20 protein-coding genes and 1 riboswitch are annotated in these 23594 nt (G+C 68.1%); of the genes, 12 read left to right on the top strand and 8 right to left on the bottom strand.

Translation table 11 applies throughout. The features are described from left to right. The first annotated feature begins 55 nt into the window (after positions 1 to 55). Complete coding sequence (locus SLW56_RS19210; protein ID WP_267117731.1) at positions 56 to 1456, top strand: ATP-binding protein; 1401 nt, start codon at positions 56 to 58, stop codon at positions 1454 to 1456. Here the strand turns inward: SLW56_RS19210 and SLW56_RS19205 are convergent. Next, positions 1437 to 2177, bottom strand: a complete 741-nt coding sequence (locus SLW56_RS19205) for a response regulator transcription factor (protein ID WP_152236666.1) — start codon at positions 2175 to 2177, stop codon at positions 1437 to 1439. The genes SLW56_RS19210 and SLW56_RS19205 overlap by 20 nt on opposite strands. Before the next feature lie 243 nt (positions 2178 to 2420). Here SLW56_RS19205 and SLW56_RS19200 point away from each other — a divergent pair, with 243 nt between their 5' ends. The 5 genes from SLW56_RS19200 (at position 2421) to purU (ending at position 7308) form a co-directional block, all read left to right on the top strand. Further along, positions 2421 to 3302: an NAD-dependent protein deacetylase gene (locus tag SLW56_RS19200; protein WP_267083945.1), complete on the top strand. Its 882-nt coding sequence runs from the start codon at positions 2421 to 2423 to the stop codon at positions 3300 to 3302. Positions 3303 to 3329: 27 nt separating this feature from the next. Next, a complete protein-coding gene (locus tag SLW56_RS19195) occupies positions 3330 to 4487 on the top strand; it encodes an NADH:flavin oxidoreductase/NADH oxidase (protein ID WP_267098807.1) in 1158 nt (385 codons plus the stop codon). A 57-nt stretch (positions 4488 to 4544) separates the two neighbouring features. Then, positions 4545 to 5423 carry an NAD(P)-dependent oxidoreductase gene (locus SLW56_RS19190; RefSeq protein WP_320695321.1) on the top strand — a complete coding sequence of 293 codons (879 nt, stop codon included), beginning with the start codon at positions 4545 to 4547 and terminating at the stop codon, positions 5421 to 5423. A 121-nt stretch (positions 5424 to 5544) separates the two neighbouring features. Beyond that, a complete protein-coding gene (locus SLW56_RS19185) occupies positions 5545 to 5985 on the top strand; it encodes an XVIPCD domain-containing protein (RefSeq protein ID WP_295915121.1) in 441 nt (146 codons plus the stop codon). Positions 5986 to 6456: 471 nt separating this feature from the next. Continuing rightward, positions 6457 to 7308 carry a formyltetrahydrofolate deformylase gene (gene purU / locus SLW56_RS19180; protein WP_320695320.1) on the top strand — a complete coding sequence of 284 codons (852 nt, stop codon included), beginning with the start codon at positions 6457 to 6459 and terminating at the stop codon, positions 7306 to 7308. 254 nt (positions 7309 to 7562) lie between these two features. Here purU and SLW56_RS19175 read toward each other — a convergent pair whose 3' ends face one another. From SLW56_RS19175 to SLW56_RS19155, 5 genes are all read right to left on the bottom strand, one after another. Next, on the bottom strand, positions 7563 to 9560 hold the full coding sequence (locus SLW56_RS19175; protein WP_320695319.1) for a choice-of-anchor X domain-containing protein: 1998 nt from the start codon (positions 9558 to 9560) through the stop codon (positions 7563 to 7565). A gap of 238 nt (positions 9561 to 9798) precedes the next feature. Then, entirely contained in the window at positions 9799 to 12090 is a 2292-nt protein-coding gene (gene metE, locus SLW56_RS19170) for a 5-methyltetrahydropteroyltriglutamate--homocysteine S-methyltransferase (RefSeq protein WP_267098804.1), read from the bottom strand. Between the two features lie 210 nt (positions 12091 to 12300). Beyond that, positions 12301 to 12554, bottom strand: a riboswitch (cobalamin riboswitch). Between the two features lie 410 nt (positions 12555 to 12964). Next, a complete protein-coding gene (locus SLW56_RS19165; protein ID WP_320695318.1) occupies positions 12965 to 14305 on the bottom strand; it encodes a hypothetical protein in 1341 nt (446 codons plus the stop codon). Positions 14306 to 14314: 9 nt separating this feature from the next. Next, positions 14315 to 14602 (bottom strand): XRE family transcriptional regulator, encoded by a 288-nt coding sequence (locus SLW56_RS19160; protein WP_148827261.1) that lies wholly within the window; start codon positions 14600 to 14602, stop codon positions 14315 to 14317. A 1-nt stretch (position 14603) separates the two neighbouring features. Further along, positions 14604 to 14933 carry a type II toxin-antitoxin system RelE/ParE family toxin gene (locus tag SLW56_RS19155; protein WP_226978545.1) on the bottom strand — a complete coding sequence of 110 codons (330 nt, stop codon included), beginning with the start codon at positions 14931 to 14933 and terminating at the stop codon, positions 14604 to 14606. 238 nt (positions 14934 to 15171) lie between these two features. On the opposite strand from SLW56_RS19155, the gene dusA reads away from it, so the two are divergent. From dusA to SLW56_RS19125, 6 genes are all read left to right on the top strand, one after another. Next, entirely contained in the window at positions 15172 to 16215 is a 1044-nt protein-coding gene (dusA, locus tag SLW56_RS19150) for a tRNA dihydrouridine(20/20a) synthase DusA (RefSeq protein WP_267098803.1), read from the top strand. A gap of 414 nt (positions 16216 to 16629) precedes the next feature. Then, positions 16630 to 17013 (top strand): hypothetical protein, encoded by a 384-nt coding sequence (locus tag SLW56_RS19145; protein WP_039726258.1) that lies wholly within the window; start codon positions 16630 to 16632, stop codon positions 17011 to 17013. 73 nt (positions 17014 to 17086) lie between these two features. Continuing rightward, positions 17087 to 17770, top strand: a complete 684-nt coding sequence (locus SLW56_RS19140) for a response regulator transcription factor (protein ID WP_003469280.1) — start codon at positions 17087 to 17089, stop codon at positions 17768 to 17770. Positions 17771 to 17852: 82 nt separating this feature from the next. Continuing rightward, positions 17853 to 19223 (top strand): sensor histidine kinase, encoded by a 1371-nt coding sequence (locus tag SLW56_RS19135; RefSeq protein WP_295915273.1) that lies wholly within the window; start codon positions 17853 to 17855, stop codon positions 19221 to 19223. A 215-nt stretch (positions 19224 to 19438) separates the two neighbouring features. Next, positions 19439 to 21022 (top strand): DUF1800 domain-containing protein, encoded by a 1584-nt coding sequence (locus SLW56_RS19130; RefSeq protein WP_267121541.1) that lies wholly within the window; start codon positions 19439 to 19441, stop codon positions 21020 to 21022. A 29-nt stretch (positions 21023 to 21051) separates the two neighbouring features. Then, complete coding sequence (locus SLW56_RS19125; RefSeq protein WP_295964519.1) at positions 21052 to 22242, top strand: DUF1501 domain-containing protein; 1191 nt, start codon at positions 21052 to 21054, stop codon at positions 22240 to 22242. 181 nt (positions 22243 to 22423) lie between these two features. Here SLW56_RS19125 and SLW56_RS19120 read toward each other — a convergent pair whose 3' ends face one another. Both SLW56_RS19120 and SLW56_RS19115 read right to left on the bottom strand, forming a co-directional pair. Then, complete coding sequence (locus SLW56_RS19120; protein WP_320695317.1) at positions 22424 to 23212, bottom strand: M90 family metallopeptidase; 789 nt, start codon at positions 23210 to 23212, stop codon at positions 22424 to 22426. Beyond that, entirely contained in the window at positions 23179 to 23463 is a 285-nt protein-coding gene (locus SLW56_RS19115; protein ID WP_017917075.1) for a hypothetical protein, read from the bottom strand. The genes SLW56_RS19120 and SLW56_RS19115 overlap by 34 nt, the downstream gene beginning before the upstream one ends. Between the last annotated feature and the right edge of the window lie 131 nt (positions 23464 to 23594).

Genomic DNA, 23594 nt, shown 5'->3' with positions numbered 1-23594 from the left:
AATGCACGCAAATTCACGTCTCCCTCACGGTAGACTCACCGTCATGGGAGCCTGGGTGAGATGGGGTGCGCACTCTGCGCCGGTCGCGCTTGCCGCGCGGCTGTGGCGGCGCCTCTCGCTGTGGCTGCGCCGGGTGCCGATCGCCGATCCGCTCGACCGGCGCAACGCGCCCGCGCTGCAGGTGCTGTTCGTGTTCCTGGGCAGCGAGATCCCGCTCAACAAGCTCTACCACCTGCTGACCGCACCGCGCATCGAGATGAGCACGATGCAGCTGGCGGTCGATGTGGGCACCGATGCGGCGATCGCCGCCGCGGCCTGGGCCGCGGTCTGGATGATCCGCCGCGGCTTGCTGAAACAGGCCACGGCCATGTTCATCGCGGTGGTGCTGTGCTCGGCGGTCGCCGCCAACCTGGCGTTCGGCTACCAGCTGCAGGCCTTCGATCCGTATCCGATGATGATGCTGACCCTGGCCGCGCTGGTGATCGGACGTCGTGCGCTGTGGCTGGTGTACCTGTGCATTCCGCTGATCTTCTGGCTGGGCATGGAAAGCCCCTGGGGCCAGGACCCGCGCGGCACCCGCAGCCCGTTCCAGAACCTGCCCTCGCTGGCGCTGAGCTACCTGATGATCACCCTGGTGCTGGATCGCACCGTCGCCGCGCTGCGCGAGAGCCTGTGGCGCGCGCGGCGCAGCGCCGCGCGCCTGCGCGTGGAGATGCGCGAGCGCACCCTGGCGCAGCAACGCCTGCTGCACCTGCAGAAGATCGAGCTGGTGGAACAGTTGGCCAGCGGCGTATCGCACGACTTCAACAACATCCTCAGCGCGATCCTCGGCTACACCGAGCAACGCCATTGCGTGCACGAACTGGACTATCACCCGCCGCGCGATGCGCTGGTGCTGGCCGATGCACTGGAAGGCGTGGCCCTGGCCGCGCATCGCGGCGTGGCGGTCAGCCGCAAGCTGCTCAGCTTCAGTCGCCGCGAGGCGAGCGTGCCCGAGCGCTTCGATGCCGGCGAAGCGCTGCGCAGCCTGCAGCCGATGCTGCGACAACTGTTCGGTGCCGCGGTACAGGTGCGTCTGGATCTGGCCACCGAAGCGGCGCCGGTGTTCCTGGATCGCAGCCGCTTCGATCTGGCGCTGCTCAACTTCGCCGCCAACGCGCGCGATGCGATGCCCGGCGGCGGCTGCTTTTCGCTGCAACTGCGCCGCGATGGCGAGGCCGTCGCCATCGCCATCGCCGATACCGGCGTGGGCATGAGCGAGGCCGTGCAACGGCAGATCTTCGAGCCGTTCTTCACCACCAAGCCGGCCGGGCAGGGCACCGGGCTGGGCCTGGCGGTGGCGTTCGAGATGGCGCAACAGGCGCATGGCAGCCTGCAGGTGCGCAGCGCGCCCGGCGCCGGCACCTGCTTCGTGCTGCGCCTGCCGCTGGCCGGGCTCAGCGCTCCTGCGGCATGAGCAGATAGCCTTCGCCGCGCACCGCGCGCAATGGCAGCGCGCTGCCGGTGCGCTCCTGCACTTTCTGCCGCAGCCGATGCAACAACGCGTCCAGCCGGTGCGGATCGATCTCCAGCCCGGCATTGCCGCCGAGCATGCCGACCAACGCATCGCGGCTGACCAGGCGCCCGCGCGCCTGCCACAGGCTCTGCAGCACCTTGCGTTCGGACGCGGTCAACGGCACCGCCTGCCCGTCCGGCGCGAACAGGCACCAGCCGTCGTCCTGCAGTTGCCATTCCTCGCTGGCCGGCGCGCTCGGCCGCAGCATGCGCCGGGCCACGCTGAACAAGGTGGCGGCGAGGATCTCGATCTGCACCGGCTTGATCAGGTACGCATCCGCACCCTGGACCAGCCCGCGCACCAGATCCGGCTGCTCGCCGCGGCCGCTGAGGATGACGATGCCCATGCCGGGGCGGCGTTCCTGCAGTTGCTGGGTCAGGGTGAAGCCATCGCTGTCGGGCAAGCCGATGTCGAGCACGATCAGATCGAAACGCTGCGCCTCCAGCGCCGCCCACAGCGCCTGCGCGGTGCGCAGCGGCGTGACCTCGAAGCCGTGCCGCTGCAGGCCCGGCAGCAACACGCGGTCGCGCAGCACATCGTCGTCCTCCAGCAACGCCACCCGCAGTGGGGCGTTGGCGGCAGCGGCGAGCGGGGACGGGGTGGGATCGGAAACGCGGCTCACGAGACGGAATCGGCGAAGGGATGGCATTCCTCACGGAGGCGGCGTGCGGCCAGCAGGGTGCAGTGAACGCCGAGCATCCTGCCGCGCCCTGGACAGTAGCCAGTTTCCAGCGGGCTTTCAATGCGCGCGGCAACGCTTCAGCGGCCGTGGCGGCCAGGGCTTGCGTTGCTGCCGCCCACCCCCTAGATAGGAAGCCGACACGCCATCGTCGCGTGCGCCTCCACCACCTCCGGGACCTTCACGATGTCGCAGTTGCTGCAGGATCACGCCGCGTCCGCACCGCCGGCGGCGTCCGCGCTGGAAGCGTTCGTCGACCGCCATCGGCGCCTGTTCGTGCTGACCGGTGCCGGCTGCAGTACCGATTCGGGCATTCCCGACTACCGTGATGCCGCCGGCGACTGGAAGCGTGCGCAGCCGGTGACCTACCAGGCCTTCATGGGCGAACTGGCGACGCGGCAGCGCTACTGGGCGCGCAGCCTGCTCGGCTGGCCGCGCTTCGGCCATGCGCGGCCCAATGCCACCCATGCCGCGCTGACGCAGCTGGAAGCGCGCGGCCAGGTCGAACTGCTGCTGACCCAGAACGTGGACGGCCTGCACCAGGCCGCCGGCAGCCGCGCCACCATCGACCTGCACGGGCGTCTGGACGTGGTGCGCTGCATGGGCTGCGAGCGGCGCATGCCGCGCGAGGCGTTCCAGCAGCACCTGCTGCAGCACAATCCGCAGTGGGCGACGTTGCAGGCAGCGCCGGCGCCCGACGGCGATGCCGACCTGGAGGGCGAGGATTTCGCCAGTTTCGTGGTGCCGGCCTGCACGCACTGCGGCGGCGTGCTGAAGCCGGATGTGGTGTTCTTCGGCGAGAACGTGCCGCGCGAGCGCGTTGCCAGTGCCTTCGCGCATCTGCAGCGCGCCGACGCGGTGCTGGTGGTGGGCTCGTCGCTGATGGTCTATTCCGGCTTTCGCTTCGTGCAGGCCGCGGCCAAGGCCGGGCTGCCGATCGCCGCGGTCAACCTGGGCCGCACCCGCGGCGACGATCTGCTGAGCATGAAAGTGGAGCAGTCGTGCGCGCAGGCGCTGTCCTTCCTGCTGCCGGCGGCGGCGCGCGTTCCGAATCCCGGCACGAACTGATCCATCGGCAGTGGTTGATCGCGCTGCATGGTAGGAGTGCAATGGTCGCTTGCCGCGCCGCGCGCGGCGTCTCCATGGATCCGCATCGTGAGTCACTTGTTCTCGCCCCTCGCGCTGGGGCCGCTGTCGTTGTCCAACCGCATCGTGATCGCGCCGATGTGCCAGTACTCGGCCGAGGACGGTCGTGCCAGCGACTGGCATGTGCAGCATCTGGGCCAACTGGCGCAGTCCGGCGCCGGGCTGCTGATCCTGGAGGCGACCGCGGTGGAGCCGCGTGGGCGCATCAGCTACGCCGATCTGGGCCTGTGGGACGACGCCACCGAGGCGGCGCTGGACACGGTGTTGCGTTCGGTGCGGCGTTGGTCGCCGATGCCGCTGGGCATCCAGCTCGCGCATGCCGGGCGCAAGGCGTCCACGCACAAGCCCTGGGACGGCGGCGGCGCGATCGCGCCCGAGCAGCCGAACGGCTGGCAGACGGTGGCGCCGTCGGCGCAGGCATTCGCCGACGACGGCCCGTCGCCGCAGGCGCTGGACCTGGCCGGCATCGACGCCATCGCCGAGGCGTTCGTGGCGTCGGCGCGGCGCGCCGAGCGACTCGGCTTCGAGCTGATCGAATTGCATGCCGCACACGGCTACCTGCTGCACCAGTTCCTGTCGCCGCTGAGCAACCAGCGCACCGATGCCTACGGTGGCAGCCTGGAGAACCGCATGCGCCTGCTGCTGCGCGTGCATGCAGCGGTACGCGCCGCGGTGGCGCCGAGCATCGCGGTGGGCGTGCGCATCTCCGCCACCGACTGGGTGGACGGCGGCTGGGATCTGGCGCAGAGCGAGGCGCTGGCGCAGGCATTGCAGGCGCAGGGCTGCGATTATCTGCACGTATCCAGCGGCGGGCTGGACCGGCGTCAGCGCATTCCGGTGGCGCCCGGCTACCAGGTGCCGCTGGCCGAGGCGCTGCACCGCGCGGTGCGCATGCCGGTGATCGCAGTGGGCCTGATCACCGAGCCGCAGCAGGCCGAGGCCATCCTCGCCGAGGACCGTGCCGATGCCATCGCGCTGGCCCGCGGCATCCTCTACGATCCGCGCTGGCCGTGGCACGCGGCCGCCGCGCTGGGCGCGCGGGTACGCCCTTCGCCGCAATACCTGCGTTGCGAGCCGCATGCGGCGCGCGGCGTGTTCGACGCCTGACCGGCGCGCCGCGCGCCTGGTGGCGTCCTCCATTTCGATTCCTTCAGGGAGCCTGCAATGACGACGATTGGATTTCTCGGCCTGGGCACGATGGGCCAGCCGATCGCGCTCAACCTGCTGCGCGCCGGCCATGCGTTGACGGTCTGGAACCGCAGCGCCGCGGCGGCGCAGCCCCTGCTCAAGGCCGGCGCGCAGCAGGCCGCGCAACCGGCCGATGCGGTGCGCGGGCCGGTGCTGTTCTCGATGCTGGCCGACGACACCGCGGTGCGCGAAACCCTGCTCGATCGCGGCGCGCTGGACGCGCTCACCGCCGGCAGCGTGCACGTCAACATGGCCACGATCTCGGTGACGCTGGCGCGCGAACTGCACGCGTTGCATGCCGAGCGCGGCGTCGCCTACTTGGCGATGCCGGTGCTGGGGCGGGCGGAGGTGGCCGCGGCCGGCCAGCTCAACCTGCTCGCCGCCGGCGACGCCGCGGCGCTGGCACGGGTGCAGCCCTTGCTCGACGTCATCGGACGCAAGACCTGGTACTTCGGCACCGCACCGGAACAGGCCAACGCGGTCAAGCTCGCCGCCAACCTGTGCCTGGCCAGCGCCATCGGCACCATGGCCGAGGCGTCGGCGCTGGTGCGCGGGCACGGCGTGGAAGCGGCCGATTTCCTCGACATGCTCACCAGCACCGTGTTCGCCGCACCGGCCTACCAGACCTACGGCGGCATGATCGCCGAACAGCGCTACAGCCCGGCCGGCTTCAAGGCCACGCTGGGCCTGAAGGACGTGCGCCTGGCCCTGAACGCCGGCGAGACCCGGCACGTGCCGATGCCGCTGGCGGCGGTGCTGCGCGATGCCTTCATCGAGGCGATCGCGCACGGCGACGGCGACCTCGACTGGGCGGCGCTGGCCAAGGTCGCCGCGCGCCGCGCCGGCCAGGCCTGAAGCGCCGACGGCTCTTCAGCGGACCTTGGCGGCGCATGCCGCACACTGCGCACCCGCTTGAGCCTGGCGCGCGCTTGCCGCTAAGGTGCGGCGATTTGCTGGCGCATCACAGGAGGATGCCATGAATCCGAATTCGTCCGATCCCGGCGACAGAGCCCCGATCCAGCCGCCGCGCGCGGTCGTGCGCGAGCCCGTGCCCGGGCCCGATCACCCGGAGCATCCGGACCATCTCCTGTACGCGCAGATCCGCGAGGGCGTGCACGCGCTGGACGCCGCCTGTGGGCGCGCGCCGGACGCGATCAGCGAGCGCATGGTGGCGCGGCTGCTGCCGCTGGCCAAGGAATACGGTTTCGACCAGGTCGACCACGTGGTGCTCAGCCGCGAGATCGGCGACGTGGAGGATGGCGAGAACGTGTTCCTGGTGCGCGGCGACCTGGACGATCCGGCGCACCTGCGCGCGCACATCACCACCCACGAAGCGGTCGGCATGTCGGTGGAGGACTCGCTGGCGCGTCTGGAAAAGGTCAACCGCCGCCTGGCGCTGCGCCTGCGCCCGGAGTGAGCGCAGGCGAGTGAGCAGCGTCATGGGTGCGACGTCAGCTGCGACCGGATTTCAGGATAAGGATGCCTAAGCCCCTCTCCCCCCGGGAGAGGGGTCGGGGTGAGGGTACGGGGCGCGCAGCGCACGCGGAGTTCAAGTTGCACGAAGCTTCGCCCGTACCCTCATCCGCCCCTTCGGGGCACCTTCTCCCGGAGGGAGAAGGAAAAGCCGGCTGCGGCTGGATGGCGTGGCCTCTTCTCACCGTCCTGGTTGAGGCCGCGCCCACACTGCAGCACTGGCACGGTCAGGGACTGCACTGTGGGAGGGACTTCAGTCCCGACGTCGTGCAAGATCGGATGCACAGCGGACTTCGTCCGCCGTCGCTGCATGACAGTTGCCTCACCACGTTCCAGAGGCGGACTGTCCCGATTCCCGATTCCCGATTCCCGAATCCCGAATCCCGAATCCCCGCCTTTCCCCTATCATCGACAGATGCGCCACGACTACATCCTGACCCTGTCCTGCCCGGACCGTACCGGCATCGTCTTCCGCGTCAGCGGCCTGCTGTTCGAGCACGGCTGCAACATCCTCGATGCGCAGCAGTTCGGCGACGAGGAAAGCGGCCGCTTCTTCCTGCGCGTGCACTTCGACGTGCCTGCCGACGGCGTCGTCGCCGCGGTGAAGCTGCAATTGGAGCCGCTGGCCGCCGACTACGCGATGGACTGGCAACTGCACGACGCGCGCCGCCGCGCGCGCCTGTTGGTGCTGGTCAGCAAGCAGGGCCACTGCCTCAACGATCTGCTGTTCCGCGCGCACAGCCGGCAGTTGCGGGTGGACATCGCCGCGGTGGCCTCCAACCATCCCGACTTCGCCGCGCTGGCCGGGTCCTACGGCGTGCCGTTCCACCACCTGCCGGTGAGTGCCGCCAACCGCGCCGAACAGGAGGCGCAGCTGCTGGCGCTGGTCGAACGCGAACGCATCGATCTGGTGGTGCTGGCCCGCTACATGCAGATCCTGTCGCCGACGCTGTGCGCGGCGCTTGCCGGACGCGCGATCAACATCCACCACAGCTTCCTGCCCAGCTTCAAGGGGGCGCAGCCGTACCACCAGGCGCACGCACGCGGGGTCAAGATCATCGGTGCCACCGCGCACTACGTCACCGGCGATCTGGACGAAGGCCCGATCATCGAGCAGGACGTGGCCCGCGTGGACCACGCCATGACCCCGCGCGAACTGGTGCGCCTGGGCAGCGACACCGAGTCGCAGGTGCTGGCCCGCGCCGTGCGCCGCCACGTCGAGCATCGCATCCTGCTCAACGGGCATCGCACGGTGGTATTTCGCTGAGGCGGGGAGTGGAGATTCGGGAATCGGGAATGGGGAGCAGCAACAGCAACAGCGGCTAAGCACCCGCTTGCCCTAATCCATGGTCGCGGCGCCGACCGTCTGCATCGACGATCATCGCCGCTCTCCAGTCACTGCACCGTGGCATTTCCGATGAAGCGGGGAATGGGGCCGGGAATAGGGAAGGGCACCATCAGCAGCCGCAGCGCGGCGTTCGCTCTGCCGATTCCCCATTCCCGATTCCCCATTCCCAGCCCTCAACGCGCCGCGTTGGCGTTCATCGTCGCGTTGCGGCTGGCGTCCAGGTACTGCGCCGGATCGCGCATGCCGGTGGTGTGGCACTGGCCGGTGGTGTGGCCGCGGTTGACGCCGCCGGGCAGCTGGCCGTTGACCTGCTCCACGGTGCCGTCCTCCGGGTCGCTCAGCACCAGGTCCGAGGCCGCGTTGCAGTAGTCGTTGGTGTACCAGTTGGTCTTGGCGAAGGAGGTGGTGTAGTAGTTCACCAGCGCCCGCGCCGAGTTGGGGATGCCGGCCAGCCAGGCCTTGGCGCCGTCGTAGGTCAGGTCGTTGTTGGTGCCGCAGCCCACACCGAACCACGAGCCCACCGTGGCCAGGATGCCGGCCAGGTTGGTGCCCTGGTAGGGCGTGCCCACCGACTGCATCACCCGCCCGCCGCTGGCGTTGTCCAGGCCGCTCCAGTAGTACACGTACAGGTGCAACGCGGCCATGCCGCCCTGGCTGTGCGCCACCGTGCCGAACGAGTTCCACTGGCTGCCGAACTGCGCCAGGCGCTGCGCGAACTGATCGTTGCTGCGGTTCTGGTTGACGTCCAGGAACGCGGAGGCATTGGTGAACTGCGCCACCGGCCACACCCCGCCCGAGCAATAGCCGTGCACCAGCACCAGGCGCTTGCCGGTGGCCTGTGCCTGCATGTCGGTGGCGGCGGTGCTCAGCTGTGCCGGGCGCTCGCCCATGCGCATGCTCTCGTCGATCGCGCCGGTGCTGCGCGCCACGCTGCTGCGGCGCAGCGCCGGCAGGGTCAGCGGCAGCGTCGCGCGCGTGGCCAGCGGCACGAAGTTGTCCGGATCCTCAACGCGCAGGTTGCGCAGGGTGAACGGTGCACGCGCGCCGGCGCGGACGATCCAGCGTTCGTCCACGCTCAGCGGCAGGCGTCCGTCCTGCGGTGCGAGCATGCCGCCGAGCCAGGCCACCGGCACCGCGCTGCCGTCGCGGCCGGTGCCCCACAGCTCGCCGAGCACGCGGTAATGCGTCGGCGCCTGGCCGCCGCCGATGCGCACCGGGATCGGCAGGATCAGGCGGGTGCCGGGCTGGGCGCTGGCGGCGACCGCGTCGGCGTTGATGCGCAAGGTGGTGTCCAGCACCGGCAGCACGTGCTCGCTGGTGCGCACGAAGGCCTGGCCGCCGGCGTCGTGGCCGTGCACCACGACCTGTGCGATGTAGGTGCCGGTGGCCGTCGCCGGGAAGTCGCCGGCATACACGCCATCGCCCGCGGCGCCGTCGCCGTGGCGGCCGTCGTCGGCCATCGGCCATTGGCTGACGGAACCGTCCGGCGCGATCACGCGCAGCTGTGCGGTGTCGATGCGGCCGCTGCCGGCGCTGCGCGCCAGCGATACGCCGCCCTGCGCATCGATGCCGCCGAGCAGCGCGGTCAGGCCGATGCGCTGGCCGCGCTGCAGTTGCGCGCGGTCGCTGGGATAGGAAGCCAGTTGCGTGCGCGGGTCGCCTTCCATCAGCACATAGCCGCGCTGCGCCGTGTTGCTGCCATCGGCCTGCAGGGTCAGGGTCCAGTCGCCGTTGGCGGCGCTGTCCACGTGGTACTCGCGGGCCGGCAGCGCGGCGCCGCCGGCGCCCAGTTGGGTGGCCTTGGCGCTGGGCGCGAGCATCGGCGTGGCGGCGGCGGTGCCCATGCGTGCGCTGGCCGTGGCCGGTGCGCTCAGGCGCGGTTGCCAATCGTGTTCGCCGGACAGCACCACGAAGCGCAGCTTGCCGTTCTCCACCGGCAGGGTGGTCTGCCACTGCGCCGGGCCACTGCTGCGAGCGGCGGAGAACTCCACCGGCAGCAACGCGCTCTTGGACAGGATCGCCGCTTCCGCCGGGGCGGGCGCGCGCATCTGCGCGAACTCCTCCGGCGGTCCGGCCAGTTGTTTGGGAATCAGTTCGGCCGCGTGCAGCGCGGCGGCGGGGACGACGAGACACAGGACGCAGACGGCGGACAGGTTCGACAGCTTCGGCATGACGCGCTCTCCCTGGCGGTGCTGAGAAGCAGACGCACATGCCGGAGCCGCGACGCACCGCGCCGCCGGCAGCACGTCGGCGAGGACGCAGCGCCCCCTCGCCACGCGTTCGCCTGTGGTTATAGCCAGCGCACATTGCCGGACAAAGACGCAATGCAGCAATGCACGCCGAACTGGGATACCGGACATGCCGCAACCATCGCGATGCCCGGCGCACGTGGCGCCGGGCATCGCCAGGTCACGCCGCCTGCGCGTGCTGGCTGCGCAACTGCTGCGCCGCCGCCACCATCGCCTGCAGCGCGTTGCGGGTTTCCGCCCAGCCTCGGGTCTTCAGCCCGCAATCCGGATTGACCCACAGTTGCTGCGGATCCAGCACCGCACGCGCCTTCTCCAGCAACGCCACCATCTCCTGCGTGCTCGGTACGCGTGGCGAGTGGATGTCGTACACGCCCGGCCCGATCGCGTTCGGGTAGCGGAAGCGCACGAAGGCATCGAGCAGTTCCATGCGCGAGCGTGAGGTCTCGATCGAGATCACGTCCGCGTCCATCGCCGCCACCGCCTCGATGATGTCGTTGAACTCCGAGTAGCACATGTGGGTGTGGATCTGCGTGGCGTCGCGCACCCCGGCCGCAGCGATGCGGAAACACTGCACCGCCCAGTCCAGGTACGCCTGCCAGTCGGCACGACGCAGCGGCAGGCCTTCGCGGATCGCCGGCTCGTCGATCTGGATCACGCCGATGCCGGCCGCCTCCAGGTCGCGCACCTCGTCGCGCAGTGCCAGCGCGATCTGCCGGCAGGTCTGCGCGCGCTCCTGGTCGTCGCGCACGAACGACCACTGCAGCACCGTCACCGGCCCGGTCAGCATGCCCTTCATCGGCCGCTCGGTCAGCGACTGCGCGTAGGTGGTCCAGCGCAGCGTCATCGGCGCCGGGCGCTGCACGTCGCCGTAGATGATCGGCGGCTTCACGCAGCGCGAGCCATAGCTCTGCACCCAGCCATGACGGGTGAAGGCGAAGCCGTCCAGCTGCTCGCCGAAGTATTCGACCATGTCGTTGCGCTCGAACTCGCCGTGCACCAGCACATCCAGGCCCAGTTGCTCCTGCGCACGCACGCAGCGTTCGGTCTCGGCGGACAGGAACGCGTCGTACGCGGCATCGTCGAGCTTGCCGGCCTTGTGCTGCGCACGCGCCTGCCGCACCTGCTCGGTCTGCGGGAACGAGCCGATGGTGGTGGTCGGATAGAGCGGCAGCCGCAGCGCCGCCTGCTGCGCCTGCCGGCGCTGCGCATACGGCGATTGCCGACGGCCGGCGTCGTCGGTCAGCGCGTCCACCCGCCGCGTCACCTCGGCGCGGTGCACGCGGGTCGAAGCGCGACGGCTGGCCAGCGCATCGCGCGCCGCATCCAGCGCGGCCTGCGCCTGCGGCTGGTCGTCCAGCGCATCGGCCAGGGTGCGCAGTTCCTGCAGTTTCTGCCTGGCGAAGGCCAGCCAGCCGACCAGTTCGCGGTCCAGCTTGGTCTCCTGCTGCAGATCCACCGGCACGTGCAGCAGCGAGCACGATGGCGCCAGCCACAACCGCTCGCGGCCGACATGGCCGGCGGCGTAGCGTGCCAGGGTCAGCGCGTTGTCCAGCGGCGTGCGCCACACGTTGCGGCCGTTGACCAGGCCGGCCGAGAGCACGCGTCCGGCCGGCAAGGCCTGCAGCACCGCGTCCAGTTGCGCCACGCCGCGCACCAGGTCCACGTGGATGCCGTCCACCGGCAGCGCCATCGCCAGCTCGAGGTTGTCGCCCAACTCGCCGAAGTAGCTGGTCAGCAGCAGCTTCGGCCGCGGCGCCTGCGAAAGGACATCATAGGCGCGGCGATAGGCGGCGCGTGCGGCCTCGTCCAGGTCCAGCACCAGCGCCGGTTCGTCGAGTTGCACCCAGCCGGCGCCGGCCGCATGCAGGCGTTGCAGCAGTTCGGCGTACACCGGCAGCAGGCTGTCCAGCAGCGCCCAGCGGTCGCTGCCGTCCACGGTCTTGGACAGCGCCAGGAAGGTCACCGGCCCGATCAGCACCGGCCGGGTCTGGATGCCCTGCGCCTTGGCTTCCAGGAACTCCACCACCGGCTTGTCGCCGCGCAGGCGGAAGTGCTGGCGCCGCGCCAGCTCCGGCACCAGGTAGTGGTAGTTGGTGTCGAACCACTTGGTCATTTCCAGCGCGTGCAGGTCCAGGCCGTGTTCCTGCGTGCCGCGGGCCATCGCGAAGTAGCCGGCCAGCGGGTCGGCATCGGCCAGCGCGCGGTAGCGTTGCGGGATCGCATCGAACAGGAACGCGGTGTCGAGCATCGCGTCGTACAGGCTGAAGTCGTTGCTGGGCGGCACGTCCACCCCGGCCTCGCGTTGCAGTTGCCAGTGGCGCAGGCGCAGCTCGCGTGCGGTGTCCTGCAGTTGCGCGCCGTCGATGTCGCGGCGCCAGTAGCGTTCCAGCGCCTGCTTGAGCTCGCGCCGCGCACCGATGCGCGGGAAGCCCAGGTTGGTCACGATCGTCATGTTGCGTTTCCTCATTGCGTTCAAGGGCATTGAGGAACGAAGGAACCGCGCGCCGCGCGTCCCGTTCGCACGGACCGCCCGCCACGCCAGCGACCTTCGCCCCCGCGGGCGAACCGGTACCGCGCGGGCAGGCGGACGGCGCGGCGCGGCGCAAGGCCGGGTCGCGGTCCGGCCGCCTCCCCGCGGAGGCGCCAGGTCGAATCGGAGGACGCACGGTCCTCCGGCCGGGGCCGGTATTCGGGCTGATGGACACGCGTACCGTGCCGGCTGCGCACCTACTGTCCGTCGCTTCCCAGGCCGGCATGCGCCGGCCCAGTGCCATTGACGGAGGTCGTTTCCATTCACCGCTGCGGGGCAGCTCCGGAATGGGCAGGCGCTTGCGGCGCCGGCCGTCACCGGATTCCCGTTTAAATTCATCCCTTCATCCGAATGAAGCGATGAATACCTTCGGCGAGCGCACGATAGGCTGGAAGCGGCGGGCGGTCAAGCGTCGGTGCCACGTGATGCGTTGGGTTTCACATCATGGATGAGTCGTTGCCCTGATCGCAGGCATCGCCAGATACGCATACGCCTGATTACGGCGTAACGGGGTAGTGCAGCAGTCCAGATCCCACTCTCATCCAGCCTAGGAAATCGTCATGCCGATCTGTGCACACAACAGCGCGCCAGGCCAATGTTGCGCGCGAATGTTTCCCGGACGAAAGTCACTCGCTGTCCTCAATACGCTGCGACCGCACTCCAGACCGACAGCGTCTTTGCAACGCGGGCATGCTGCTCGCAACCTCGTGGGCTCCGAGCAACTCCGCCTGTCTGTTGTCCGGATGAAGGGAAAAATTCGCGTTGTAACCGTTGTGGTTAAGTTTTAGGAAGTTGCCTATGCAGTGACTTTGCCTAACTCGCGTTTGATGTAAGCCTCGCTCAGCCTGTGCGTGAGCTCGATCAGATTGATGATGCGACCTTCTTGGTCTTCATCCGACCAAGGAAGAACCATGTCGCCATGCATCGAGGAATTGCGGATGCGACTCCATGCATCGACTTGGTCAGAAGTAACAATTCCTTGTTCAACCAGCGATTTCAGAACTTTGGCGATGCCCTTTTTCTTGAATCCATTGAGGTAGTCCAGGACTCTGCTGCGAAGGTTGCTATCGCCTTTCCAGTCCTTGACAACCTGCTTCAGGCTATCGACTTCGCTGGTTGCCCAGTCGGCCTTCCACTCTGTCTCAGAGAACATCGCTTTTGCGATGCCTTCGACCGTGCTGGCCAACGTCATGCAAAGGACCCAGTTGGAGCCCCCGCTTGCTTGGACGATCTCCCAGTAGTATTGAGTCAGTGGATGCGCCTCGAAGTTTGGGTGACCATCGGCGTCTCGAGCTGTGGCAACTATCGTCAGGATGTCGCAGTACAGGTTCCAAAAGCGCTCGTCGGCTCCAAGCGGATCTTCGCGCAAGATGCTGGCAGTCAGCGTGGTTGCTGGTTTCCACGGTGATGGGCGGAACCTGATAAAGGCCCTGCCGTCGCCGAAATTCCGGGCACATAGGCTCGGCACGACAATTTCACCAAGCAGTAGATTCAGGGGTTCGCTGAGCCAGTTTTCCAGATGCGGATGTGGGAAATTTTGGGTGGTATTCGCCACGGCCCAGACATGTTCGTGCTCAGGTGAAAGGAAGAACTCAATCTCTGCATCCAGCACATTGATGGTTTTAGTGCCTGAGCTTCGTGCCCAAAAGACCTGCTTGTCGCCCCGAAGCACGGTCTTGACCATGTTCATGGGTATCGGTAGCCGCAAAGATCGATCAAATACCAGCTCAACACCGCTCTTCTTGGCGACCCCGAACCCTGTGGAGTCTGTGTGAAGGCTGTGTATGGGGCCGGATAGCTGCCAGATATTTGCTGCCTCTTCGCCCAAAGTCAGCTTAGTCCACCCTCCCGACCACTCTGTTCCATCGTATGCAGTCGCATTGATCCTGAATTGGTGCCGGATGTCATGCGGATACTTCTGGGCTAGGACTATCCTTTTAAAGGCATCGGATCCGTCACGTGGAGTGCCGTGCATGACAAAGCGGATACGCTTGTCCTGGCCGACCTTGATGTGCCCTGGTCCAGTAAAGACGGGTGGCTCGTGATCACGTCCTAGGATCTCCATGCGCGGGCATTCGATCATGACCGAACCCTTCAGTAGGCGATCGACCCATCTGGAGAGGGTGCGCACTGTCATTGGTGTCGATCAGGCAGCGTCAAGCTCGACGTGGACTTGCCGGCCCAGGGAAGCAGCGATGTTCACCAAGGCGTCGAGCGAGAATCGAGAGATGCGACCACGCAACAGGTCATTGATGCGTGGCTGAGTGATGCCGCATCTTTCAGCCGCAGCAGCCTGGGTCCAACCGTTTTCCTGGATCAGGGAGGCGATCTTCCTCATCAGCTCGGCGCGGACCTTGAGGTTGGCCGCCTCTTGGGCGGTGTCGGCAAGCGCATCCCAGACACTGGCGAATCGTTCGGTCTTGTTTTTGTTCATGTCACTTCCTGTCCAGCAGGGCGAAGCGTTGCTTTGCAAGGTCGATGTCCTGCTTCGATGTAGCCTGCGTCTTCTTCTGGAACGCATGAAGCACGTAGATCGCATCGGCCAACCTGGCCGTGTAGATGACGCGGTAGGCGCCGTTGTTGTCCCGTATCCGAATTTCCTCAACGCCTTGGCCGATCGTCGGCATGGGCTTGAAGTCGTCGGGCTGCAGTCCGTGCTGCACGCGATCCAACTGATATCCGGCCTCTCGCTTCGCGTCATCTGGAAAATCCCGCAGATTGCGCAGGGAGTCTCCAAGGAATTCGATCGGTTTGATGGGCATGATTATATCCGTATCGATATAAACAGCAAGTGCGTCCGGAAGAGCCCTGGTCGGGCTTTCCCCGACTTGCCTAGTCTTGATAGGTGTATCACTTCCCGCGCCGATGGACGCGGATCTGAGCCGTGTACCCTAGCGCTACGTCCTCGCGGAGACGACCGGCGATGATTTATGTGGCCCGAGCGACATGGCCAACTGACACGCAGCGTAGTAGCGAGGCCCGAGAACTCGAAGTCGACCGATCATGAGCGGAACTGAAGATCACGAAAAACAAGGCAAGCCATTGGGCCTGCGAAAAAAATTTCGCTATGCGGCCTCGCTGCGCCTGTCCGTCGCCCCGATGATGGACTGGACCGACCGCCATTGCCGCGTGTTCCACCGGTTGCTGGCGCCGTCGGCGCGGCTGTACACCGAGATGGTGCACGCCAACGCGGTGGTGCTGGGCGATCGCGCGCGGCTGCTGGATTTCGATGCGTCCGAGCATCCGCTGGCGCTGCAGCTCGGCGGCAGCGAGCCGGCGCTGCTGGCGCAAGCGGCGCGGATCGGCCAGGACTGGGGCTACGACGAGATCAACCTCAATTGCGGCTGTCCGTCCGACCGGGTGCAGGCCGGGCGTTTCGGCGCCTGCCTGATGCGCGAGCCGGCGCTGGTCGCCGACTGCGTGGCGGCGATGGTCGCGGCAGTGGACATCCCGGTGACGGTGAAGTGCCGGCTGGGCGTGGACCAGGACGACGACTACGCGGTGTTCCTGGCCTTCGTCGACCAGGTCGCCGCGGCCGGTTGCGGGCTGTTCGTGGTGCACGCGCGCAATGCCTGGCTGCAGGGCCTGTCGCCGAAGGAGAACCGCGAGGTGCCGCCGCTGCGCTACGACTGGGCGCACCGGCTCAAGCGCGAGCGGCCGCAGTTGCAGGTCGTGCTCAACGGCGGTCTGGCCGCGGTGGAGACGGCACAGGCGCAGTTGCAGGCGGTGGATGGGGTGATGCTGGGCCGCGCCGCCTACCACGATCCCTACGTCCTGCACCGGCTGGACGCGGCCCTGACCGGCGCCGCACTGCGCCCGCGTGCCGAGTTGCTGCGCGCGCTGCGCCCCTACGTCGAGGCGCGTCTGGCCGAGGGCCTGGCGCTCAAGCACATCACCCGGCACCTGCTCGGTCTGTTCCACGGCCAGCCCGGTGGCCGCGCCTTCCGCCAAGTGCTCAGCGAAGGTGCGCACCGGCCGGGCGCGGACTGGGCGCTGCTGGAGCGGGCGCTGGCGGTCACCGACGGGGCGGCACGCGCGGCGGCGTGATCCGACGGGCGCCGCCGCGTGGTGCGGGGCACCGTTCGCATCGATGACCTGATCGCTCTCATCGCCAAGCGGTCGCCGACCCATGCGGCGTCTCAATCGACGACTGCCACGCCGCCGTCTTCTGTGCGTCGTTCAGGGATTCCGTTCAGGTTTCTGGGGCTAATCTCTGGTCCTGCGGAGACGCCGCGAAGCACCTGCCGAAGGGCCTCTCCAGACCCCTGGCGCGGCCCTTGCATCGGCCTTCGGCAGGTTCATTTGACTGAATGCTACCGGGGGCGTCTGGAAAAGTTCAGACCGGATTCACCCCGAAAAATCAAGAATTTGCCTCGATTTCTCGAGGTCGTCTTCGTTCCCGCGAGGTGTCGCGCTTCACAAGTTTTGAACGTTTCCGATCAGTCCGTTAGGATGCCCGTCGTGACTTCTTCCGCTTCCCGCCACTACCGCTTTGCCGCTGTCTTCGCACTCGCGCTGGCGTCGGTCGCGGCTGGGCACGGCCGTGCGCAGCAGCCGCCCATGCCGGGTGTGATGGCGCCGCCGGAGCGCGATGCGGGGCGCAATCGGGACTATGGCGGCAGTTCGCTGTCCGACGCGGTGCGCCGGGTGCAGCGCTCCACCGGCGGGCAGATTCTCGGCGCCGAGCGCGTGCCGTTCGATGGCCGCGACATCAACCGCGTCAAGTACATGGACGGCCGTGGGCGGGTACGCTACATGGACGATCCGCAACCTGGCCGTGCGGCGCCGCCGCGGGCGCCGCGGTCGGGCGAGCCTCCCGAGCCACCACGCGACGATCACCCGTGAGTCCGGATAGTTCGGTTCAGGTTCCACACACCGCCCCGGCCACCGGCCACCTGTAAGTTACTAGGGAGAGTTCATGCGTATCCTTCTGGTCGAAGACGAAGCTCCGCTGCGAGAGACCCTGGCCGCTCGCCTGAAGCGCGAAGGCTTTGCGGTGGATGCGGCGCAGGACGGCGAGGAAGGCCTGTACATGGGCCGCGAAGTGCCCTTCGACGTGGGCATCATCGATCTGGGCCTGCCGAAGATGTCGGGCATGGAGCTGATCAAGGCGCTGCGCGACGAAGGCAAGAAGTTTCCGGTGCTGATCCTCACCGCGCGTTCCAGCTGGCAGGACAAGGTCGAAGGCCTCAAGCAGGGCGCCGACGACTACCTGGTCAAGCCGTTCCACGTCGAAGAGCTGCTGGCGCGCGTCAATGCGCTGCTGCGCCGCGCCGCCGGCTGGAGCAAGCCGACCCTGGAATGCGGTCCGGTTGCGCTGGACCTGGCGGCACAGACCGTCAGCGTCAGTGGCAGCAACGTCGACCTGACCAGCTACGAATACAAGGTGCTCGAGTACCTGATGATGCATGCCGGCGAACTGGTCTCCAAGGCCGACCTGACCGAGCACATCTATCAGCAGGATTTCGATCGTGATTCCAATGTGCTGGAAGTCTTCATCGGCCGCCTGCGCAAGAAGCTGGACCCGGACGGCGAGTTGAAGCCGATCGAGACCGTGCGCGGCCGCGGCTACCGGTTCGCGATTCCGCGTACCGAAGGCTGATCGCAGGCGCCGGCGAGCACACCGAGGAAGCGACCGCGTGGCGGCACGACCCAGGTGGTACAAGCGCTGGCGCCCGCGTTCGCTGCAGGCGCGCCAGTTGCTCGCCGCCAGCCTCAGCCTGCTGGCGTTCCTTGCCGCTGCAGGCTACGCGCTGGACCAGGCGTTCGCCGATACCGCGCTGAGCAACCTGCGCGAGCGCCTGAAGAGCTACGCCACGGCGTACGCCAACAACATCGACGTCGCCCGCGACGGTTCGCTGTACATCAACAACGACAAGTCGTCGCCGGACCCGCATTTCGACCGGCCCGGCAGCGGCCTGTACGCGCAGATCGAGTTGCCCAACGAGCGCTGGATCTCGATGTCCAGTGAGGGGCCGCTGCCGCCCAAGGGCGGCATGCTCGAACCGCGTCAGGAAACCTTCGACGGACCCTGGCCGATGACCCAGATCGACGGCAGCGAAGGCGAGGTCTACCGCTACGGCATCGGCCTGGCCTACGTGCGCCACGACAAGGAAACCCCGGTCACCATCTACATCATGGAGGACACCCGCGCGCTGGGCGCGCAGCTGCGCGTGTTCCGCGGCCGGGTGTGGTTCAACCTCGGCGGCGCCGGCCTGATCCTGCTGGTGCTGCAGGCCTTCATCCTGCAATGGAGCCTGCGCCCGCTGCGCCGGGTGATCAACGAACTGACCAAGGTGCAGCGCGGCGAAGCGATGCGCATGGGCGATCGCCATCCGCGCGAACTGGAACCGCTGACCGACAGCATCAACGCCTTCATCGAGAGCGAGCGCGAGAACCTGGACCGTCAGCGCAACACCCTGGCCGACCTGGCGCACAGCCTGAAGACGCCGCTGGCGGTATTGCGCACCCAGCTCGACAGCGGCGCGCAGGGGCCGGAGCTGCGCGAAGAGTTGGACGTGCAGCTACGGCGCATGAACAACCTGGTGTCCTACCAGCTGGCGCGCGCCGCCTCCAGCGGCCACAAGCTGTTCGCCGCGCCATTGCCGATCGAACCCAATGCCGAGGAGATCGTGCGCGGCCTGGAGAAGGTCTATGCCGCCAAGGGCGTGCTGTGCGAGTTCGATATCGAGCCGAGCGCGCGCTTCCACGGCGAGCCCGGCGACCTGCAGGAACTGCTCGGCAATCTGCTCGAGAACGCCTTCAAGTGGGCGCGCCGGCGGGTGCTGCTGAGCGTGCGCCCGGAGCCGGCCTCCGGCAGCCGCCGCGCCGGCCTGATCATCGCGGTGGAGGACGACGGCCCCGGCATCGCGCCGGAAGAGGTCGCCCACATCCTGCAGCGCGGCGTGCGTGGCGACGAGCGCGTGCATGGCCACGGCATCGGCCTGGCGATCGTGCAGGACCTGGTCAAGGGCTACCGCGGCGAGCTGCAGGTCAGCCGCTCCGAGGAACTGGGCGGGGCGCGCTTCCTGGTCACCCTGCCGCCGGGGTTGTAAGCCCAACAACACGCTCCTGTGCTGGTCTGGGACCGGTATCCCGCTGCGCAGCGACTGCCCGCGCCAATCGAGTCGCCGCCCGCGCCGCTGCAGTGCAGCAGCAGGTGAATCCCGTGCAAATGACCGGGAGGTTTCCGACAGAGGCTTAACGCGACCGGCGCGCAGCTGGCGATACTGCGCCGGTCTTCACGCCGCTTTTCGTCCAGGAGCCCCGCATGTCCGCATCCCGGCATCGTCCTGCAGCAACGCGTCTGCGCGTGCGCGGCCGGCGCGCGCTGCGCAATACCCAGCGATTGCTGCTGTCGTTGCTGCTGGTGCTGTTCACCGTCGGCGCCATCGCTGCCACCGACAAGGTGCTCAAGCGCGACGATGCGCGCTGGCTGCAGTCGATGACCACCGGCCTGGACAGCGCCAGCGTGGCGCAGTTCGAGCGCGATGGCCGCAAGCGCTTCCTGCGCGAGCAATTGCAGGCCGACGGTGGCGATGCCGCCCTGCCGGCGCCGGTGCGCGCGCAACTGGACGGCTACGCCGCGCTGCACACGCCGGTCCAGGAACTGCTCAAGCAGCAGGCCGCCGCACAGCAGGCGATCAAGGCGATGCCGGATGGCGATGCCAAGGTCGCGGCGAAGAAGGCCGCGCAGCAGCGCGGCGATCTGCTGCTGAACCAGGCACGCCAGGCGCAGCTGCTGCGTTCCATCTACGCGCCGGATCAGCTGCGCGAGCAGATGGTGTGGTTCTGGCTCAACCATTTCAGCGTGTTCGCCGACAAGGGTCGCCTGCACTGGACCGTGGCCGACTACGCCGACAACGCGATCCGCCCGCACGCGCTGGGCAAGTTCTCCGACCTGGTGATGGCGACGCTGGAGAGTCCGGCGATGCTGGAGTACCTGGACAACGCGCAGAACGCCAAGGGCAAGGTCAACGAGAACTACGCGCGCGAGTTGATGGAGTTGCATACCCTCGGCGTCGATGCCGGCTACACGCAGAAGGACGTGCAGCAACTGGCGCTGATCCTCACCGGCGTCGGCATCGCGCCGGTCGACCGCGACGGCCCGCCGAAGCTGCCGCCGGCGCTGCAGGCGCAGTATGTGCGCCGTGGCGCGTTCGAGTTCAATCCGGCGCGGCACGAACCCGGCGACAAGACTCTACTCGGCCAGCGCATCGCCGGCGGCGGCTTCGACGAGGTCGAGCGCGCTGTGCAACTGATCGTGCGCCAGCCGGCATGCGCGCATTTCATCTCGCGGCAGTTGGCCGAGTACTTCGTCGCCGACGATCCGCCGCCGGCGCTGGTGGAGAAGATGGCGCGCACGTTCCAGCGCAGCGACGGCGACATCGCGGCGGTGCTGCAGGTGATGTTCACCGCACCGGAGATGGCGGCCGGCGCGCCGCACAAGTTCAAGGATCCCTATCGGTTCCTGGTCTCGGCGCTGCGCCTGGCCTACGACGGGCAGACCATCGTCAATCCGCAGCCGTTGCTGGGTTGGTTGAACCAGATGGGCGAGCCGAGTTTCGGACGCATCACCCCCGATGGCTGGTCGCTGCAGTCCAGTGCCTGGAACAGCTCCGGGCAGATGGCGCAACGCTTCGAGATCGCGCGCGCGATCGGCAACGGCAACACCCAGCTGTTCACCGTCGATGGGCAACAGCGCGGTGGTTTTCCGCAACTGAGCACGCCGCTGTACTACCACGCGATCGAGCCGCAACTAAGCGATGCCACACGCCAGGCGCTGGCGCAGGCGCGCTCGCAGCAGGAGTGGAACGGCTACCTGCTGGCGTCCCCCGATTTCAATTACCGCTGACTGCGGCCTTCGCCGCCCGGAGTTCCGTCATGCACCGTCGCCGCTTCCTGCTCGCGTCCGCCGCCGCTGCGGCCAGCCTGCCGTTCGCCGGGCGCCTGTTCGCCGCACCGGCGCCGTCGCCGCGCCTGTTGGTGGTGTTCCTGCGCGGCGGCTACGACTGCAACAACCTGCTGGTGCCGTACGCGAGCGATTTCTACTACGCCTCGCGGCCGAGCCTGGCCATCGCCAGGCCGGATCCGGCCAATCCCAACAGCGCCATCGCGCTGGACACGCAGTGGGGCCTGAACCCAAGGCTGCGCGACACGCTGATGCCGCTGTGGACCGACAAGCAGCTGGCCTTTGTGCCCTTCGCCGGCACCGACGACCTGTCGCGCAGCCACTTCGAGACCCAGGACAGCATCGAGGCCGGGCAGCCGGCCGGGCAGCGCAGCGACTACCGCACCGGCTTCCTGGCGCGGCTGTCGCAGGTGGCGACCGGCACGCCGTCGATCGCCTTCACCGATTCGCTGCCGCTGAGCTTTCAGGGCGGTGGCGACATCCCCAATCTCTCGCTTAAGCGCAATCCGACCCCGGCGTTCGACCAGCGCCAGGCCGATATCCTCGCCGGCATGTACCACGGCACCCAGTTGGCCAGTGCCGCGCACGACGGCCTGGCGCTGCGCCAGCAGGTCTCGCAGGCCCTGCGCGACGAGATGCAGCAGGCCAACCGCGGCGCCGCCAGCGCGCGCACCTTCGCCGACGAAACCCGCCGCATCGCCACGCTGATGCGCGAGCGCTACCGGCTCGGCTTCGTTGACGTCGGCGGCTGGGACACGCACGTCAACCAGGGCAGCACCGACGGCGCGCTGGCCAACAACCTGGCCAACCTGTCCGAGGGGCTGTCGGCCTATGCCGAGGCGCTGGGACCGGAGTGGCGCAATACGGTGGTGGTGGTGCTGTCCGAGTTCGGCCGCACCTTCCGCGAGAATGGCGACAAGGGCACCGACCACGGCCACGGCACCACGTACTGGGTGCTGGGCGGCGGGGTCAACGGCGGCCGCATCGCCGGCGAGCAGGTGGCGGTGAGCAAGGACAAGCTGTTCCAGGACCGCGACTACCCGGTGCTGACCAACTACCGCGACATGTTCGCCGGCCTGCTCGGCCGCATGTGGAGCCTGTCGCCGACGCAACTGCAGAAGGTGTTTCCGCAGGCGCATGCGCGGGATTTGAAGTTGGTGTGATGCGTTTTCCGCGATGGAGGGATTCGGGAAATGTCCTGTAGGGGCGGCTTCAGCCGCGACGGGTGCACTGTGGGAGGGACTTCAGTCCCGACGCGTGACGCGCTCGACTCCCCGTAACGCATGCGTTGTCGCGTTCATCGCGGCGACGTCTTGAAGCGATGCCTCAAGACGCGATGGCCGCTCAGTCCGCGGCAAACGGAGAGCGACCATAGAACCGCGCCAGATGCGCCGCCACTTCCGGCATCTCGCGTTGCAGCCGCTCTGGCGCGGAAAAGTGATATTCGCTGACCACCGCGAAGAACTCTTCCGGCGCTTCGGCGGCGTAGGCGTCGATCTCGCTGGCGCGGCCGCGGTCCACGCGCGCGCAGAAGGTATCGTAGCTGCGCTGGAAATCGGCGGCCCATTGCCGCTGCCAGGCGCGCGGCAGCAGCGGCGTGCCGTCCAGGGCGCCATCGAGCACGTCGAGCTTGTGCGCCATTTCGTGCACCGCCACGCAGTAGCCGGCACGTGGATCGTCCAGGTCGGCCTGCACGTCGGCCCAGGACAGGATCAACGGGCCGCTGTCCCAGGATTCGCCGATCAGTTCGTCTTCCCACTCGTGCAGCACGCCGGCCGCGTCGACATGGCTGCGCTGCACGCGGAACGCGTCCGGGTAGACCAGCAATTGCGACCAGCCGCGCATGCCCTCGCTGCCGTACTCCAGCAGCGGCAGACAGCACAGTGCGGCGAGCAGGCCGCACTGCCGGGCATCCAACTGCAGGCCGCCCAGCGGCGAGATGGTCTTGCGATGCAGGAATTCGCTGGCCAGCGTACGCAGGCGCTGTTCGCGCGGCGCATCCAGGGCGGCGACCCAGGCGCAGTCGCGGCGCACGGCCTGCCAGGTAGGGTCATCGATGGCGGCGGGTTTCGACCACCGCCCGCGCAGCCAGCGTGGAATCAGCGGAACATCCCCGGCAGGAAGCTGTGCCACTTCGGCATGCGCATGCGCGGCACCAGGTCGCTGTCGCTGCCGCCGCCCGTGGTGGTCGAAGCCGGCTTGCCGGTGGAGGCGGGCGCATGCAGCGCCGCGGGCGGGCGCGTCGGCGTGCTGTCGGCATCGGCCGCGTCGCCGTAGGTGCAGTCGGTGTGCGGCTTCTCCGCCAGCACGTTGGACGCGTGGGCGGCGGCGAGTGGCAGCAGCAACAGGAGCAGGCAGGGCAGGGAACGGCGCATCGTCGGCATCCAGGGCGAGCGGCGGTGAATCCCGATTCTAACGCGGTTTTCACCCAATGCAGGGCCCCGGCCCTGGGCGCCCGGGGGGCGTTGCCGCATACTTTTCGGTTCACGAGGGCGCGCCACTGCACGCCCAGGGG

Origin of the sequence: Xanthomonas sp. LF07-6 (assembly GCF_034105445.1) — a bacterium.
Classification (GTDB): Bacteria; Pseudomonadota; Gammaproteobacteria; order Xanthomonadales; family Xanthomonadaceae; genus Xanthomonas_A; species Xanthomonas_A sontii.
The sequence above is the reverse complement of the archived record's forward strand: the minus strand, read 5'-3'. Positions and strand labels throughout refer to the sequence as shown.

Excerpts from the sequence above, each read along its gene's own strand:
- SLW56_RS19165 (WP_320695318.1), bottom strand. The coding sequence starts at position 14,305 with ATGACAGTGCGCACCCTCTCCAGATGGGTCGATCGCCTACTGAAGGGT.
- metE (WP_267098804.1), bottom strand. The coding sequence starts at position 12,090 with ATGACGATCGTGACCAACCTGGGCTTCCCGCGCATCGGTGCGCGGCGC.
- SLW56_RS19115 (WP_017917075.1), bottom strand. The coding sequence starts at position 23,463 with ATGCCGACGATGCGCCGTTCCCTGCCCTGCCTGCTCCTGTTGCTGCTG.
- SLW56_RS19185 (WP_295915121.1), top strand. The coding sequence starts at position 5,545 with ATGAATCCGAATTCGTCCGATCCCGGCGACAGAGCCCCGATCCAGCCG.
- dusA (WP_267098803.1), top strand. The coding sequence starts at position 15,172 with ATGAGCGGAACTGAAGATCACGAAAAACAAGGCAAGCCATTGGGCCTG.
- SLW56_RS19125 (WP_295964519.1), top strand. The coding sequence starts at position 21,052 with ATGCACCGTCGCCGCTTCCTGCTCGCGTCCGCCGCCGCTGCGGCCAGC.
- SLW56_RS19160 (WP_148827261.1), bottom strand. The coding sequence starts at position 14,602 with ATGAACAAAAACAAGACCGAACGATTCGCCAGTGTCTGGGATGCGCTT.
- SLW56_RS19195 (WP_267098807.1), top strand. The coding sequence starts at position 3,330 with ATGGTAGGAGTGCAATGGTCGCTTGCCGCGCCGCGCGCGGCGTCTCCA.
- purU (WP_320695320.1), top strand. The coding sequence starts at position 6,457 with ATGCGCCACGACTACATCCTGACCCTGTCCTGCCCGGACCGTACCGGC.
- SLW56_RS19175 (WP_320695319.1), bottom strand. The coding sequence starts at position 9,560 with ATGCCGAAGCTGTCGAACCTGTCCGCCGTCTGCGTCCTGTGTCTCGTC.
- SLW56_RS19140 (WP_003469280.1), top strand. The coding sequence starts at position 17,087 with ATGCGTATCCTTCTGGTCGAAGACGAAGCTCCGCTGCGAGAGACCCTG.
- SLW56_RS19190 (WP_320695321.1), top strand. The coding sequence starts at position 4,545 with ATGACGACGATTGGATTTCTCGGCCTGGGCACGATGGGCCAGCCGATC.
- SLW56_RS19200 (WP_267083945.1), top strand. The coding sequence starts at position 2,421 with ATGTCGCAGTTGCTGCAGGATCACGCCGCGTCCGCACCGCCGGCGGCG.
- SLW56_RS19130 (WP_267121541.1), top strand. The coding sequence starts at position 19,439 with ATGTCCGCATCCCGGCATCGTCCTGCAGCAACGCGTCTGCGCGTGCGC.